Consider the following 15,061-nt stretch of genomic DNA (forward strand, 5'->3'; position numbering starts at 1 on the left):
TCACAGCCCCAGAATCATCTGCGCGATGATGTTCTTCTGGATCTCGTTCGAGCCGCCGTAGATCGACGTCTTCCGGTAATTGAAGTAGTACGCGGCAAGGGGTGCCGCATCGTCGTCGCCCGCGATGCTGTGCTCGCGCTGGCCGTCGAGGAACGGTACGTCGAACGGTGCGGCGAGCGGGCCGATCGCATCGACCATCAGCTCGGTGAGCGCCTGCTGCACTTCCGTGCCCTTGATCTTCAGCATCGACGCCTCGGGGCCGGGCCCCTTGCCGCTCGTCTCGCGGCTGACGACGCGCAGCACCGTCACCTCCAGCGCCATCAGCTCGACCTCGAGCGCCGCGACCTTCGCGGCGAACACGGGATCGGCGAGCAACGGCTTGCCGTTCTTGCGCTGGTTCGACGCCACACGCTTCAGGAACGCGAGCTCGCGCTTCGACCCGCCGACGCGCGCGATGCCGGTGCGCTCATGGCCAAGCAGGTATTTCGCGTAGGTCCAGCCGCGGTTCTCGTCGCCGACGAGATTCTCGACCGGCACCTTCACGTCCTCGAAGAACACCTCGTTGACCTCGTGGTCCTCGTCGAGCATGACGATCGGGCGCACCGTGATGCCGGGCGTCTTCATGTCGATCAGCAGGAACGAGATGCCCTCCTGTTTCTTCGCGGCCGGATCGGTGCGCACGAGGCAGAACATCATGTCGGCGTACTGGCCGAGCGTCGTCCAGGTCTTCTGGCCATTGACGACGTAGTGGTCGCCCTGGCGCTCCGCGCGCGTGCGCAACGATGCGAGGTCGGATCCCGAACCCGGCTCCGAATAGCCCTGGCACCACCAGTCGGTGCCATCGAGAATGCGCGGCAGATAATGACGTTTCTGCGCTTCGCTGCCGTATTTCATCAGCACCGGCGCGACCATCGATACGCCGAACGGCAGCACGGTCGGCGCACCGATCCGCGCGCACTCCTCTTCCCAGATGTGTCGTTGCGTCGCGTTCCAGCCCGGGCCGCCATATTCGACCGGCCACGCGGGCGCAGACCAGCCGCGCTGGCCGAGAATCCGGTGCCAGCTCGCGAAATCCTCGCGATCGAGTCGTTTGTGATCGAGTACTTTGACGCGCAGTGCGTGAGGCAGGTTGGCCTCGAGCCAGGCGCGGACGTCGACGCGGAACGCGTCGTCCGAGGGGGAGTAATCCAGATCCATGCGCAGTGTCTCCTGTCGACCGGAGTTAGCGCTTCAGCGGTTAGTCCGGTCCCATGCAAGGCTGTCCGCAGCCGTCCGGCCCGGCAAGGACTCACTGCAATGTCATTGCAGCGGTTCTTTGAGCGCGGCAGGAATCGGCAGCGGCATCACGTCGATGCCTTCTTCGGCCAAGGATTGCGCATCTTCGGGCGTCGTGACGCCACGAATGCTGCGTGCCGGCGCCTCGTTGTAATGGATGCGCCGCGCTTCCTCAGCGAAGCGCTCGCCCACATTCTCGGTTTTCTCCAGCACCTCGCGCAGCGCACGCATTACCTGCGCCTGCAGTGCACGCGAATCGACCGGCTGGGCCTGCGTCGCGCCCGACAGGTTCAGGCGCGGCGCCGACGGCAGACGGTTGACCTCGGTCGTTCCGCACACCGGACATTCAACCAGCTTGCGGGACAACTGCGCTTCGAATTCATCGGCGGAAGCGAACCAGCCTTCGAACCGATGACCGTGCGGGCACTGTAAATCGAGGACCTTCATGCTGAATCAGGGCGTGTGGCGAGTGTAGCGCAAAAAGCGGTTTTGTGAACGGTCGTGCTAAATATCGGTCGCGCGACGCGGCGGCGCCGCGTCACCGGATTGTAACGCGGCGCCCCACCCGCCGCTGACGCCGCACTCAGGGCGTCAGGACCGGCCCGAGCGGCCACGTGCCGGACAGCACCTTGTCGAGCCACATCGTGCCGATGATCGTCTTCACGTCGGAGATCTGGCCCGTGCGCACCCATTCCTGCAGGTCGGCCTGCGTCGCAGTGAAGGTCTCGAGGAATTCGCCTTCATCGAGCTTGCGCTCGCCGGCCGTCAGCCCGCGCGCCAGGTACAGGTCGATGAATTCGGTCGAATAGGAAATGATCGGGTGAATCCGGGCCAGGAACACGTACTCGCGTGCCGTGTAGCCGGTTTCTTCACGCAGTTCGCGCACCGCGCATGCGAGCGCGCCTTCGTTCGGATCGAGCTTGCCGGCCGGGAATTCGGCCATCACCTTGCCGATCGGGTAGCGATACTGGCTTTCCATCAGCACGCGGCCGTCGTCGAACAGCGGGATCACCATCACCGCGCCCGGATGCTGGACGTATTCGCGCGTGGCCTTCTTGCCATCCGGCAGACGGACGGTATCGCGCTTGAGCTTGAGGAACGCGCCGTCGAAGATCGCCTCGCTTTCGAGGCAGGTTTCGGTCAGTGCGGCGTCGTGATTGGGTAGTTCGGCCATCGGCGGCTCCAAAATTGAGCGCGACGGCCAAGGGCCTGTCCGCGCTAATAACAAGCTTGCGCTGGCCGCCAGAAGGGCCGAGCGCAAGGAATGCGACGAAGCGAATACTCGACGTATTCGCGAGGAGCATGACGCAGCGATCGGCCCTTCTGGCGGCCAGCCCCAATACAGCATTTTTCCAATCAGGGGAACGCGCCTTACCGGCCGTACTGCGGCGTCGATCGTCGCTTGTTTGGCGCGGCCAAACGGCGCTCCTCACTCCTTGCATTACGGCCGGTAAGGCGCGTTCGCAAGCTTGTTATTAGCGCGGACAGGCCCTTGTCAGCGTCGTTTGACGAGATACTGGAACGTGAAGCCGGGAAACGCGAACACGACGAAAAGACTGAACGTGATCGCGTAGAACTGCCAGCCCTGTTCGAAGCGGTTGCCGGCGCGCGACTCGAGCCAGAAGCCGAGCGCGCCAACGATGAAGTACAGCACGATCAGCTCGCCGATCCGCACCCATCCGCTCTTCTTCGCCGTGCCGAACGGCACGACGGCGAAGAGGCGTTGGTTCAGGAACGGCAGGTTGGCGCAGACGAGCGCCAACAGCACGATAAACCAGCCGGCTGCCGACATTACAGCGGCAGCGTGTGACGAATTGCCTGCAGGCAGGCCGTCAGCAGCGGGCTCGGGATCAGGCCGAGCGCGACGACCGCGAGGCCGTTCAGCACCAGGATCGTGCGCTTGCAGAAATCGCCCGAAATCGGCGTCGTATCCTGCGGTGCATCGAAGTACATCAGCTTCACGATGCGCAGGTAGTAGAACGCGCCGAACAGCGACGTGATCACGGCCAGCACGGCCAGCCACGTGAGGCCTGCGTTGACGGTCGCCTCGAGCACGGCGAGCTTCGCGTAGAAGCCGACGGTCGGCGGAATGCCTGCCAGCGAGAACATCATGACCATCATCACGAACGCGAACACCGGGCTGCGCTTGTTGAGGCCCTTGAAGTCGTCGATCGTTTCGGCTTCGAAATCGCGGCGTGCGAGCAGCATCACCACGCCGAACGAGCCGAGCGTCGTGATCAGGTAGACGATCGCGTAGAACATCGCCGAGCTGTATGCGTTCGCCGGTGCCGTTGCGTCGCCCTTCACGATGCCCGCGAGCAGGCCGAGCAGCACGAAGCCCATGTTCGAGATCGCCGAGTACGCAAGCATCCGCTTGATGTTGCGCTGGACGATACCCGTGATGTTGCCGACGATCAGCGACAGTGCGGCCAGGATCACGAGCGCGGTCTGCCAGTTCTGTGCGAGCGGCAGCAGGCCCATCACCAGGAAGCGCAGGCCCCACGCGAACGCGGCAACCTTCGGGCCGCCGCCGACGAACAGCGTCATCGCGGTCGGTGCGCCCTGGTAGACGTCCGGCACCCACATGTGGAACGGCACGGCGCCGAGCTTGAACGCGATACCGGCGACGATGAAAACCACGCCGAACATCAGCACGGCTGCGTCGGTGTTGCCGCCGACCGCCTTGTACACCTCGCCCAGCTCGAGCGAGCCGGTCGCACCGTACAGCATCGAGATGCCGTACAGCACGAAGCCCGATGCGAGCGCGCCCAGCACGTAGTACTTCATCGCGGCTTCGCTCGACTGTGCGGCATCGCGGCGCAGCGCGATGACGGCGTACAGCGACAGCGACATCAGTTCGAGACCGAGGTACAGCGTCAGGAAGTTGTTGCCCGACACCATGACCAGCTGACCGAGCAGCGAGAACATGCCGAGCAGGAACACGTCGCCGCGGAACATGTCGCGGTCTTCGAGGTACTTGCGCGAATAGACGAGCGAGACCGCGAAACCGAACGACACGACAGCCTTCATCATGCTCGCGAACGAGTCGACGACGACCATCTTCGAGAAGAAGTAGTACTGCTGCGGGTCGAGTGCCTGCACCGCGAACCACACGCCGGCGACGACCGACGAGACGACCGCGATCAGATAAGTCAGGCGGCGGCCGGAGGCGCCGGTAAAGGTGTCGTTCAGCCATGCGACGACGATGGCGGCCAGCACCAGCGCGTCAGGCAACAGAACATTCATAGGGGCGTTTTGCATGATCTTGAGTTCCTCCGCTCGCGATTACTGGGCCAGCGGCAGCTTCGACTGCGCGACGTGGGAGAGGAGGTTTTCCACGGAAACGTGCATCACGTCGGTGAAAGGCTTCGGATACAGGCCCATCAGCAGCGTGAACGCGGCAAGCACGGCCAGCATCAGGAATTCGCGACGGCCGATGTCCTTCAGCTTGGCAACGTGATCGTTCGCGACCGCGCCGAAGTACACGCGCTTGTACATCCACAGCGTGTAGGCAGCACCGAGGATCAGCGTGAATGCCGCGCCGAATGCGATCCAGAAGTTGTACTGGACGGCCGCGAGAATCACCATGAACTCGCCGACGAAACCCGACGTGCCCGGCAGGCCGCAGTTGGCCATCGAGAACAGCATCGCGAAGGCCGCGAACTTCGGCATCACGTTGACGACGCCACCGTAATCGGCGATCTGGCGCGAGTGCACGCGGTCGTACAGCACGCCGATGCAGAGGAACATCGCGCCCGACACGAAGCCGTGCGAGATCATCTGGATGATCGCGCCTTCGACGCCGAGCTGGTTGAAGATGAAGAAGCCGAGCGTGACGAAGCCCATGTGCGCGATCGACGAATACGCGACCAGCTTCTTCATGTCGGCCTGCACCATCGCGACGAGGCCGATGTAGATCACCGCGATCAACGACAGCGTGATCACGACGGGTGCCAGGAAGTGGCTCGCGTCAGGCGTGATCGGCAGCGAGAAGCGCAGGAAACCGTATGCGCCGAGCTTCAGCATGATCGCAGCCAGCACGACCGAGCCGCCCGTCGGCGCTTCCACGTGCGCATCCGGCAGCCAGGTGTGCACCGGCCACATCGGCACCTTCACCGCGAACGCGAGGAAGAACGCAATGAACAACAGTATCTGCGGCGTCATCGCGATCTTGGCGTTCTGCCACGTCGCGAGGTCGAACGAATGCGTTTCCGTGTACAGGTAGATCAGCGCGACCAGCATCAGCAGCGAGCCGGCCAGCGTGTACAGGAAGAACTTGAATGCCGCATACACGCGGTTCGGGCCACCCCACACGCCGATGATGATGTACATCGGGATCAGGGTCGCTTCGAAGAACACGTAGAACAGCAGGCCGTCGGCCGCCGAGAAGACGCCGATCATGATCCCGGACAGGATCAGGAACGCCGCGAGGTACTGCGCGACGTTCTCGGTGATCACTTCCCATGCGGCGATCACGACGATCACCGTGATCAGCGCGGTCAGCACGACGAACCACATCGAGATGCCGTCGACGCCGAGGTGATACGCGATGTCGAAGCGTTCGATCCAGGTCGACTTCTCGACGAACTGCAGCGCAGCCGTGCTCGAGTCGAAGCCCGTGATCAGCGGGATCGTGACCGCCAGGCCGAGCAGCGAACCGATCAGCGCGATCCAGCGGGCCGTCCCCGGATTTTTGTCGTTACCCACCGCAAGCACGAGGAGGCCGAAAACGATCGGCAGCCAGATCGCGGTACTGAGAATCGGAAAAGCGTGCATTAAGTTGTCCCCCGCCTTATTTGCCGCCGAGCGTTACAAACAGGGTCAGGAGCCCCAGCATGCCGATGATCATGGCGAACGCGTAGTGATAGATGTAACCGGATTGGAGGAAGCGGATCACGCCGGCGAACCAGCCGATGAACCGGGCGCTGCCGTTGACGAGGCCGTCGATCACCACGACGTCACCTTCCTTCCACAGGCCGCGGCCGATCGCCACCGAACCACGGGCGAACACCACTTCGTTGATCTTGTCCATGTAGTACTTGTTGTCCAGCAGCGTGTAGATCGGGCCGAACGCGCGGCGGATCGACGCCGGCAGTTCCGGACGCTTCAGGTACAGGAACCACGCGACAACGACACCGGCGAGCGCGAGCCAGACCGGCAAGCCCGACACCGAGTGCAGGCCCATGCCCACCCAGCCGTGGAACTCCTCGGCCATCTCGGCCAGGGCCGGATGGTTTTCGCCGATGAAGATCACCTTGTCGAATGCGACGCCGTGCTGGAAGAAGTCGCCGAACAGCATCGGGCTGATCGCGATCGCACCGATGATGACCGACGGGATCGCCAGCAGGACCAGCGGCACCCACACGACCCACGGGGTCTCGTGCGGTTCGTGCGCGTGGTCGTCATGACCGTGGCCATGGCCGTGGTCGTCGTGGCCGTGTGCGGCCGCCATGCCCATCGGCGATTCCGGATGCTTCGGCTTGCGGAAGCGCTCTTCGCCGTGGAATACCAGGAAGTACATGCGGAACGAGTACAGCGCCGTGACGAACACGCTCGCGACAACCGCGAAGTACGCGAAGCCCGAACCCGGCAGGTGCGACAGCTTCACCGCGTCGATGATCGAGTCCTTCGAGTAGAAGCCCGAGAAGAACGGCGTGCCGATCAGCGCGAGCGAACCGACGAGCGACGTGATCCACGTGATCGGCATGTACTTGCGCAGGCCACCCATGTTGCGCATGTCCTGGTCGTGGTGCATGCCCATGATGACCGAGCCTGCGCCGAGGAACAGCAGCGCCTTGAAGAACGCGTGCGTCATCAGGTGGAACACGGCGACCGGGTAAGCGGACACGCCGAGCGCGACGGTCATGTAGCCGAGCTGCGACAGCGTCGAGTACGCGACCACGCGCTTGATGTCGTTCTGGACGATGCCGAGGAAGCCCATGAAGAGCGCCGTGATCGCGCCGATCACCGTGATGAACGACAGCGCGGTATCCGACAGCTCGAACAGCGGCGACATGCGCGACACCATGAAGATGCCGGCGGTCACCATCGTCGCCGCGTGAATCAGCGCCGAGATCGGGGTCGGGCCTTCCATCGAGTCCGGCAGCCACACGTGCAGCGGGAACTGTGCCGACTTGCCCATCGCGCCGATGAACAGGCAGATACAGGCAACGGTCAGCAGGCCCCAGTCGGTGCCCGGGAAGTGCAGGCTCGCGAGTTCCGCGCGCTTCGCGAACACTTCGCCGTAGTTCATCGAGCCGGCGAATGCGAGCAGCAGGCCGATGCCGAGCAGGAAGCCGAAGTCGCCCACGCGGTTCACGAGGAACGCCTTCATGTTCGCGTAGATCGCGCTCTCACGCGTGAAGTAGAAGCCGATCAGCAGGTACGACACCAGACCCACCGCTTCCCAGCCGAAGAACAGCTGCAGGAAGTTGTTGCTCATCACGAGCATCAGCATCGAGAACGTGAACAGCGAGATGTACGAGAAGAAGCGCTGGTAGCCGTCTTCTTCCGCCATGTAGCCGATCGTGTACACGTGCACCATCAGCGAGACGAAGGTCACGACGACCATCATCATCGCGGTCAGCGAATCGACGAGGAAGCCGACTTCGAGCTTCAGCGAGCCGACGTTCATCCATTCGTAGACGGTCGCGTTGAAGCTTGCGCCGCCCATCACGTCGAAGAAGACTTTCGCCGACAGGAGGAACGCGATCATTACGCCGAGGATCGTGATCCGGTGTGCGCCCTTGCGCCCGACTGCGTTCCCGAACAGCCCCGCAATCAGCGAGCCGGCCAGCGGAGCGAGCGGAATCGCCAGCAGCAGGTTTTCATTGAGTGTCGTTGACATAACAGCGTTGCCTGAAATTAACCTTTGAGCTGATCGAGATCCTCGACATTGATCGTGTCGAGCTTACGGAACAGGGTCACCAGAATCGCAAGACCGATCGCGGCTTCCGCTGCGGCGACGGTCAGCACGAAGAACACGAAGATCTGGCCGTGCACGTCGCCGAGGTAATGCGAAAACGCGACGAAGTTGGTGTTCACCGCCAGCAGCATCAGTTCGATCGACATCAGGATGATGATGACGTTGCGGCGGTTCAGGAAGATCCCGACGATCGCGATCGCAAAGAGGATCGCGCCGAGCACGAGGTAATGAGCAAGAGTCAGCATGTTTTCTTTTCCTCCGCTTAGCCGTTGGTGCCCGAACCGGCTTCGCTCTGCGCCGTTTCCGGCTGCGGCTTTTCCGCGTCCATCTTCACGAGGCGCACGCGATCGTTGCGGCGCACCTTGACCTGATCCGACACGCGCTGGCGCTTGCTGTCCTTGCCCTTGCGCTCGGTCAGCCCGATCGCGGCAATGATCGCGACCAGCAGCACGAGGCCGGCGATTTCAAACGCGAAGATGTAGTCGGTGTAGATCACCTTGCCGATCAGGCGCGTGTTCGACCAGTTGGCCATCTCGCCCGTCGCCATCGCGTGCACCGTCTGCGTGTCGCCGTAGCCGCGCCACAGGATCAGCGCGGTTTCGATCACGATGATCGCGCCGACCACGGTCGCCATCGGGACGAAGCGCTTGAAGTCGCGGCGCAGGTAGTCGATGTTGATGTCCAGCATCATCACGACGAACAGGAACAGCACCATCACCGCGCCCACGTAGACCAGCACCAGCAGGATCGCGAGGAACTCCGCTTCCAGCAGCATCCAGATCGCGGCGGCGTTGAAGAACGCCAGCACAAGGAAAAGCGCAGACGCCACCGGGTTGCGCGAAGTGATCACCTTCAGCCCTGATACCACCAGGAGCAGCGCGAAGATGTAGAACAGTACGGTCGTGAATTCCATGATTACCGGTTCATCGTTAGGCCATAGTCAGGCGCGGCTTGCGGGACGCTCTCGCGTGCCGCACCCGTCGCGGCGGCTCGGCCCTGGCTTCGGGCCGGCACTGCAAACACAATCAACGATACGGCGCGTCGGCAGCCTTCGCCGCGGCGATGTCCTTCTCGTAGCGATCGCCCACCGCGAGCAGCATTTCCTTCGTGAAATACAGGTCGCCGCGCTTTTCGCCGTGGTACTCGAGAATCTGCGTCTCGACGATCGAATCGACCGGGCAGCTCTCTTCGCAGAAACCGCAGAAGATGCACTTCGTCAGGTCGATGTCGTAGCGCGTCGTGCGGCGCGTGTTGTCCGCGCGCGTTTCCGATTCGATCGTGATCGCCATCGCGGGGCACACGGCCTCGCACAGCTTGCACGCGATGCAGCGCTCTTCGCCGTTTTCGTAGCGGCGCAGCGCATGCAGCCCGCGGAAACGCGGCGAAATCGGCGTCTTTTCTTCCGGGAACTGCACGGTGACCTTGCGCTTGAACGTGTAACGGCCGGTCAGCGCGAGCCCTTGCAGCAGCTCGGTCAGGAAGAAGGTCTTAAAGAAGTGTTGGATTGCGCTCATGATTTCGTCCGTTTACTTCACCCAGATGTTGAGCGGCGACATCATCCAGAAGCCGACCACGACCACCCAGACCACCGTGACGGGCAGGAACACCTTCCAGCCCAAGCGCATGATCTGGTCGTAACGGAAACGCGGGAACGTCGCGCGAACCCAGATGAACACCGACAGCAGCGCGAATATCTTCAGCACCAGCCAGAAGATGCCCGGAATGAACGACAGGAATTCGAACGGTGCATCCCAGCCGCCGAGGAACAGCGTCGCGGTCAGCGCCGAGATCACGATCATGTTGATGTACTCGGCGAGGAAGAACAGCGCGAACGCCATGCCCGAGTAATCGATCATGTGACCGGCAACGATTTCCGACTCCCCTTCCACCACGTCGAACGGGTGGCGGTTCGTTTCGGCGATGCCCGAGATGAAGTACACGACGAACGCCGGCAGCAGCGGCAGCCAGTTCCACGACAGGAAGTTCACGCCGTGGCCCGCGAAGAAGCCGTGCTGCTGCGAACCGACGATTTCCGACAGGTTCAGGCTGCCGGCCGTCATCAGCACCAGCACCAGCGCGAAGCCCATCGAGATTTCGTACGACACCATCTGTGCCGCAGCGCGCATCGCGCCGAGGAACGCGTACTTCGAGTTCGATGCCCAGCCCGCGAGAATCACCGCGTACACGCCGATCGACGAGATCGCCATCGCGTACAGCAGGCCCGCGTTCACGTTCGCGAGGACCGCTTCGGCCTGGAACGGGATCACGGCCCACACGGCGAACGCCGGCACGACGGTCATCACCGGTGCGATCAGGTACAGCCAGCGGCTGGCGGCGCTCGGCTGAATGACTTCCTTCAGCAGCAGCTTCAGCACGTCGGCGATCGGCTGCAGCAAGCCGCCGGGGCCGACGCGGTTCGGGCCGAGACGCACGTGCATCCAGCCGATCAGCTTACGTTCCCACAGAATCAGGTACGCGACGCACAGCAGGATGACGACGGAGACGACGAGGATGCGCACGATTGCCCACACCGTCGGCCATGCGAAGCCGAGAAGCTGGGACCCGCCCGCGTTGATCGTATCGAACAAGCTCATTTACGCCTTCTCCACCACCAGTTCACCGGACAGGCTGCCGAGCGCTGCGCCGGCAGGCGTCGCCGCCGACACGCGAACGACGGTCTCCGCAAGATTCGCGTCGCGCACGGCCGGCAACTGCACCGCACGCTCGCCCTGGCGCACGCGCACCGCGTCGCCTTCCTTCAAGCCCAGCTTGTCGAACAGCGCAGCCGGCAGCGCCGCGGCATTCGCCGCCTTCGCGGCGGCCGTCAGGTGCAGCGCACCTGCGCGGCGCACGAGTGCGTCGGCGTGATAGATCGGCACATCGGCCAGGCGCTCGAAACCGCCGTTCGCGGCATTCGCCGCGCCGCGCACCGGCGCGACCGACGTCTGGTTCGACAGGCGGCTCGCGACGCCGGCGTCGCCGAGCGCGGCGAGACGCACTTCTTCCGCGGTCTCGTATTCGAAGTTCGGCAGGCCGAGCAGGCTGCCGAGCACGCGCAGCACCTTCCAGCCCGGGCGCGTGTCGCCGAGCGGGCGCACGACGCCGTTGAAGCTCTGCACGGTGCCTTCGGCATTCACGTACGTACCGGCCGTTTCCGTGAACGGCGCAACCGGCAGCAGCACATCGGCGTAGTCGAGGCCATGCTTGAAGGGCGACATCACGACGACCATTTCCGCCTGATTCAGTGCGGCCAGCGCCTGCGCCGGATCCGCGGTGTCGAATTCCGGTTCGACGTTCAGCAGCACGTAGCCCTTGCGCGGCTGCGCGAACGCTTCGCGTGCGTTCAGGCCGCCTTCGCCCGGCAGTGCGCCGACGACGTGCGCGCCGACCGTGTTCGCTGCTTCCGTCAGGAAGCCGAACGTGGCGCCGGTGTTGTCGGCGATCCACTTGGCAACGGCGTGCAACTTCGCGAATTCCGGATGGCGGACCGCGACGTTGCCGAGCAGCACCGCGCGGCGTTCGCCATTCGCGAGCGACTGGGCAACAGCCTGCGCGGCCGGCGATGCCGTGACGCCCGCGAGCGTGTCGGGCAGTGCGACGCCGCGCAGTTGCGCGACGGCCGCGGCGATGCCGGCCAGCTGGTCGAGCCATGCCGATGGTGCGGCAACGATGCGTTGCGCGGTCGGGATCAGTGCGTCGTCACCGGTCGCGTGCAGGAAGTGCAGCTTCGCGCCGTTCTTCGCGGCCTGACGCAGGCGGGCGGCGAACAGCGGGTGGTCGCGGCGCAGGAACGAACCGACGACGAACGCGGCGTCCACGTTCGACAGGTCGGCGATCGGCATGCCGAGCCACGGTGCGCCCTGGACCGGCGCTGAGAAATCCTGCTGACGCAGACGGAAGTCGACGTTCGGCGTCTTCAGTTCGTTGGCGAGCTGCTTCACGAGGAACAGCTCTTCGGCCGTGCTGTGCGCGCTCGCGAGCATCGCCAGCGCGTTCGCGCCGTGATCCGCGGCAATGCCCTTCAGGCCCTTGGCGACGTATTCGAGCGCGGTCTGCCAGTCGGTCTCGATCCACTGGCCGCCCTGCTTCAGCATCGGCTTCGTCAGGCGCTCTTCGCTGTTGAGGCCTTCATACGAGAAGCGATCCTTGTCCGAGATCCAGCATTCGTTGATGGCTTCGTTCTCGAACGGCAGCACGCGCATCACGCGGTTGTTCTTCACCTGCACGACGAGGTTCGCGCCGACGGAATCGTGCGGGCTCACCGACTTGCGGCGCGACAGCTCCCACGTACGGGCGCTGTAGCGGAACGGTTTGCTGGTCAGCGCGCCGACCGGGCACAGGTCGATCATGTTGCCCGACATTTCGGAATCGACCGTCTTGCCGACGAACGTCGTGATTTCCGAGTGCTCGCCGCGGCCCAGCATGCCGAACTCCATCACGCCGGCGATTTCCTGGCCGAAGCGGACGCAGCGCGTGCAGTGGATGCAGCGCGACATCTCTTCCATCGAGATCAGCGGGCCCACGTTCTTGTGGAACACCACGCGCTTCTCTTCCGCGTAACGCGACGACGACTTGCCGTAACCGACCGCCAGATCCTGCAGCTGGCATTCGCCGCCCTGATCGCAGATCGGGCAGTCGAGCGGGTGGTTGATGAGGAGGAATTCCATCACCGACTGCTGCGCCTTCACGGCCTTGTCGGATTGCGTATGGACGATCATGCCGGCCGACACGGGGGTCGCGCAGGCAGGCACGGCCTTCGGCATCTTCTCGACTTCGACGAGACACATCCGGCAGTTGGCCGCAACCGACAGTTTCTTGTGATAGCAGAAGTGAGGAATGTACGTATCCGCCTTGTGCGCAGCCTGGATCACCATGCTGCCTTCGGGCACCTCGACCTTCTTGCCGTCTATTTCAAGTTCAACCATGATGGTGAATGGTCCTTAACCTATTTCCGCCCGTTCGCGCCTTCGCCCGACCGTGCGCTCAAATTCCGCAACCGGGTTCGCTTCAGGCTGCCGCCGCGTGCGCGTGGCCGCCGACCATGCAGTGCTTGTGCTCGACGTGGTACGCGAATTCGTCCCAGTAGTGCTTGAGCATCCCGCGTACCGGCATCGCCGCCGCATCGCCGAGTGCACAGATCGTGCGGCCCATGATGTTCTCGGCAACCGAGTTCAGCAGGTCCAGATCTTCCTGGCGGCCTTCGCCGTGCTCGATACGGTTCACGACGCGATACAGCCAGCCGGTGCCTTCACGGCACGGCGTGCACTGGCCGCACGATTCCTCGTAGTAGAAGTACGACAGGCGCAGCAGCGAACGCACCATGCAGCGCGTCTCGTCCATCACGATCACCGCGCCGGAACCGAGCATCGAGCCGGCCTTCGCGATCGAATCGTAGTCGAGATCCGTCTGCATCATGATGTCGCCCGGGATCACCGGCGCCGACGAACCGCCCGGAATCACGGCCTTGATCTTCTTGCCGCCGCGCATCCCGCCGGCGAGTTCCATCAGCGTCGCGAACGGCGTGCCGAGCGGCACTTCGTAGTTGCCCGGACGCTCGACGTCGCCCGACACCGAGAAAATCTTCGTGCCGCCGTTGTTCGGCTTGCCGATCTCGAGGTAATTCTGCGGCCCGATGGACAGCAGGAACGGCACCGCGGCAAACGTCTCGGTGTTGTTGATCGTGGTGGGCTTGCCGTACACGCCGAAGCTCGCCGGGAACGGCGGCTTGAAGCGCGGCTGGCCCTTCTTGCCTTCGAGCGACTCGAGCAGTGCCGTTTCCTCGCCGCAGATGTACGCGCCGTAACCGTGATGCGCGTGCAGCTGGAACGAGAATTCCGAGCCCATGATGTTGTCGCCGAGGAACCCGGCAGCGCGCGCTTCATCGAGCGCGGCTTCGAAGCGTCGATACACTTCGAAGATTTCGCCGTGGATGTAGTTGTAGCCGACGGTGATGCCCATCGCATACGCGCCGATGGCCATGCCTTCGATCAGCGCGTGCGGGTTCCAGCGCAGGATGTCGCGATCCTTGAACGTACCCGGCTCGCCTTCGTCCGAGTTGCAGACGAGGTACTTCTGCCCCGGAAACTGGCGCGGCATGAAGCTCCACTTCAGGCCGGTCGGGAAGCCCGCACCGCCACGGCCACGCAGGCCCGACGCCTTGACGTCGGCGATCACCTGCTCGGGCGGAATCTTTTCTTCGAGAATGCGGCGCAGCTGCTTGTAGCCGCCGCGCGCAACGTAATCTTCGAGGTGCCAGTTCTCGCCGTTCAGACCAGCGAGGATCAGCGGTTTGATGTGACGGTCGTGGAGGGACGTCATTTCGAGAGCTCCTCAAGCAGCTGGTCGATCTTCTCGCGGCTCATGAAGCTGCACATTCTGTGATTGTTCACCAGCAGCACCGGCGCATCGCCGCACGAGCCCATGCATTCGCCTTCCTTCAGCGTGAACTTGCCGTCAGGCGTGGTCTCGCCGAAGCCGATGCCCAGCTTCTGTTTCAGGTAGTCGGCAGTCGCTTCCGCGCCACCGTCCGGGCCGAGCTGGCACGGCAGGTTCGTGCAGAGCGTGATCTTGTGCTTGCCGACCGGGTTGAGCTCGTACATCGTGTAGAACGTCGCGACTTCCTGCACGGCAACGGCCGGCATGCCGAGATAGTCCGCGACGAACTGCATCAGTTCGGGCGACAGCCAGCCGTGCTCTTCCTGAGCAACGGCCAACGCCGACATCACGGCGGACTGTTTCTGATCGGCGGGATACTTCGTCAACGCTCGATCGATTTCCTTCAGGCCTTCAGCTGAGATCATTTTCAGACACGACTCTTTCAATTCCTACCGAACGAACAACCTGCCGCACACTGGGGTGCAT

Annotated in this window: 14 protein-coding genes; all 14 read right to left on the reverse strand. The window is 63.5% G+C overall.

Annotated features, from left to right (window positions below):
- Entirely contained in the window at positions 1–1,197 is a 1,197-nt protein-coding gene (locus tag CFB41_RS11845; protein ID WP_089456639.1) for an acyl-CoA dehydrogenase family protein, read from the reverse strand.
- Positions 1,198–1,299: 102 nt separating this feature from the next.
- Complete coding sequence (locus CFB41_RS11850) at positions 1,300–1,722, reverse strand: DUF1178 family protein (RefSeq protein WP_046544753.1); 423 nt, start codon at positions 1,720–1,722, stop codon at positions 1,300–1,302.
- A 136-nt stretch (positions 1,723–1,858) separates the two neighbouring features.
- Complete coding sequence (locus CFB41_RS11855) at positions 1,859–2,449, reverse strand: NUDIX domain-containing protein (protein WP_069248464.1); 591 nt, start codon at positions 2,447–2,449, stop codon at positions 1,859–1,861.
- 321 nt (positions 2,450–2,770) lie between these two features.
- Entirely contained in the window at positions 2,771–3,067 is a 297-nt protein-coding gene (locus CFB41_RS11865; protein WP_046544751.1) for a DUF2818 family protein, read from the reverse strand.
- Positions 3,067–4,521, reverse strand: coding sequence for an NADH-quinone oxidoreductase subunit NuoN (nuoN, locus tag CFB41_RS11870; RefSeq protein ID WP_039370611.1), 1,455 nt, complete (start codon positions 4,519–4,521; stop codon positions 3,067–3,069). The genes CFB41_RS11865 and nuoN overlap by 1 nt, the downstream gene beginning before the upstream one ends.
- A 39-nt stretch (positions 4,522–4,560) precedes the next feature.
- The gene (locus tag CFB41_RS11875) at positions 4,561–6,051 is read right to left on the reverse strand and encodes an NADH-quinone oxidoreductase subunit M (RefSeq protein ID WP_021162817.1); all 1,491 of its coding nucleotides are present in this window, start codon (positions 6,049–6,051) and stop codon (positions 4,561–4,563) included.
- 16 nt (positions 6,052–6,067) lie between these two features.
- Positions 6,068–8,122, reverse strand: coding sequence for an NADH-quinone oxidoreductase subunit L (gene nuoL, locus CFB41_RS11880; protein ID WP_039370608.1), 2,055 nt, complete (start codon positions 8,120–8,122; stop codon positions 6,068–6,070).
- Between the two features lie 17 nt (positions 8,123–8,139).
- The gene (gene nuoK, locus CFB41_RS11885; protein WP_006478272.1) at positions 8,140–8,445 is read right to left on the reverse strand and encodes an NADH-quinone oxidoreductase subunit NuoK; all 306 of its coding nucleotides are present in this window, start codon (positions 8,443–8,445) and stop codon (positions 8,140–8,142) included.
- Positions 8,446–8,462: 17 nt separating this feature from the next.
- On the reverse strand, positions 8,463–9,113 hold the full coding sequence (locus CFB41_RS11890; protein WP_089425978.1) for an NADH-quinone oxidoreductase subunit J: 651 nt from the start codon (positions 9,111–9,113) through the stop codon (positions 8,463–8,465).
- A 112-nt stretch (positions 9,114–9,225) separates the two neighbouring features.
- Positions 9,226–9,714 (reverse strand): NADH-quinone oxidoreductase subunit NuoI, encoded by a 489-nt coding sequence (nuoI, locus tag CFB41_RS11895; protein WP_011352695.1) that lies wholly within the window; start codon positions 9,712–9,714, stop codon positions 9,226–9,228.
- Between the two features lie 12 nt (positions 9,715–9,726).
- Complete coding sequence (gene nuoH, locus CFB41_RS11900) at positions 9,727–10,794, reverse strand: NADH-quinone oxidoreductase subunit NuoH (RefSeq protein WP_011352696.1); 1,068 nt, start codon at positions 10,792–10,794, stop codon at positions 9,727–9,729.
- The gene (nuoG, locus tag CFB41_RS11905) at positions 10,795–13,125 is read right to left on the reverse strand and encodes an NADH-quinone oxidoreductase subunit NuoG (RefSeq protein WP_089440664.1); all 2,331 of its coding nucleotides are present in this window, start codon (positions 13,123–13,125) and stop codon (positions 10,795–10,797) included. It abuts the gene before it with no gap.
- A gap of 82 nt (positions 13,126–13,207) precedes the next feature.
- A complete protein-coding gene (gene nuoF / locus CFB41_RS11910; protein ID WP_006478267.1) occupies positions 13,208–14,518 on the reverse strand; it encodes an NADH-quinone oxidoreductase subunit NuoF in 1,311 nt (436 codons plus the stop codon).
- The gene (nuoE, locus tag CFB41_RS11915) at positions 14,515–15,000 is read right to left on the reverse strand and encodes an NADH-quinone oxidoreductase subunit NuoE (RefSeq protein ID WP_006750460.1); all 486 of its coding nucleotides are present in this window, start codon (positions 14,998–15,000) and stop codon (positions 14,515–14,517) included. The genes nuoF and nuoE overlap by 4 nt, the downstream gene beginning before the upstream one ends.
- Positions 15,001–15,061: the final 61 nt, after the last annotated feature.

It is taken from the genome of Burkholderia sp. AU33803 (genome assembly GCF_002223095.1).
Lineage (GTDB): Bacteria > Pseudomonadota > Gammaproteobacteria > Burkholderiales > Burkholderiaceae > Burkholderia.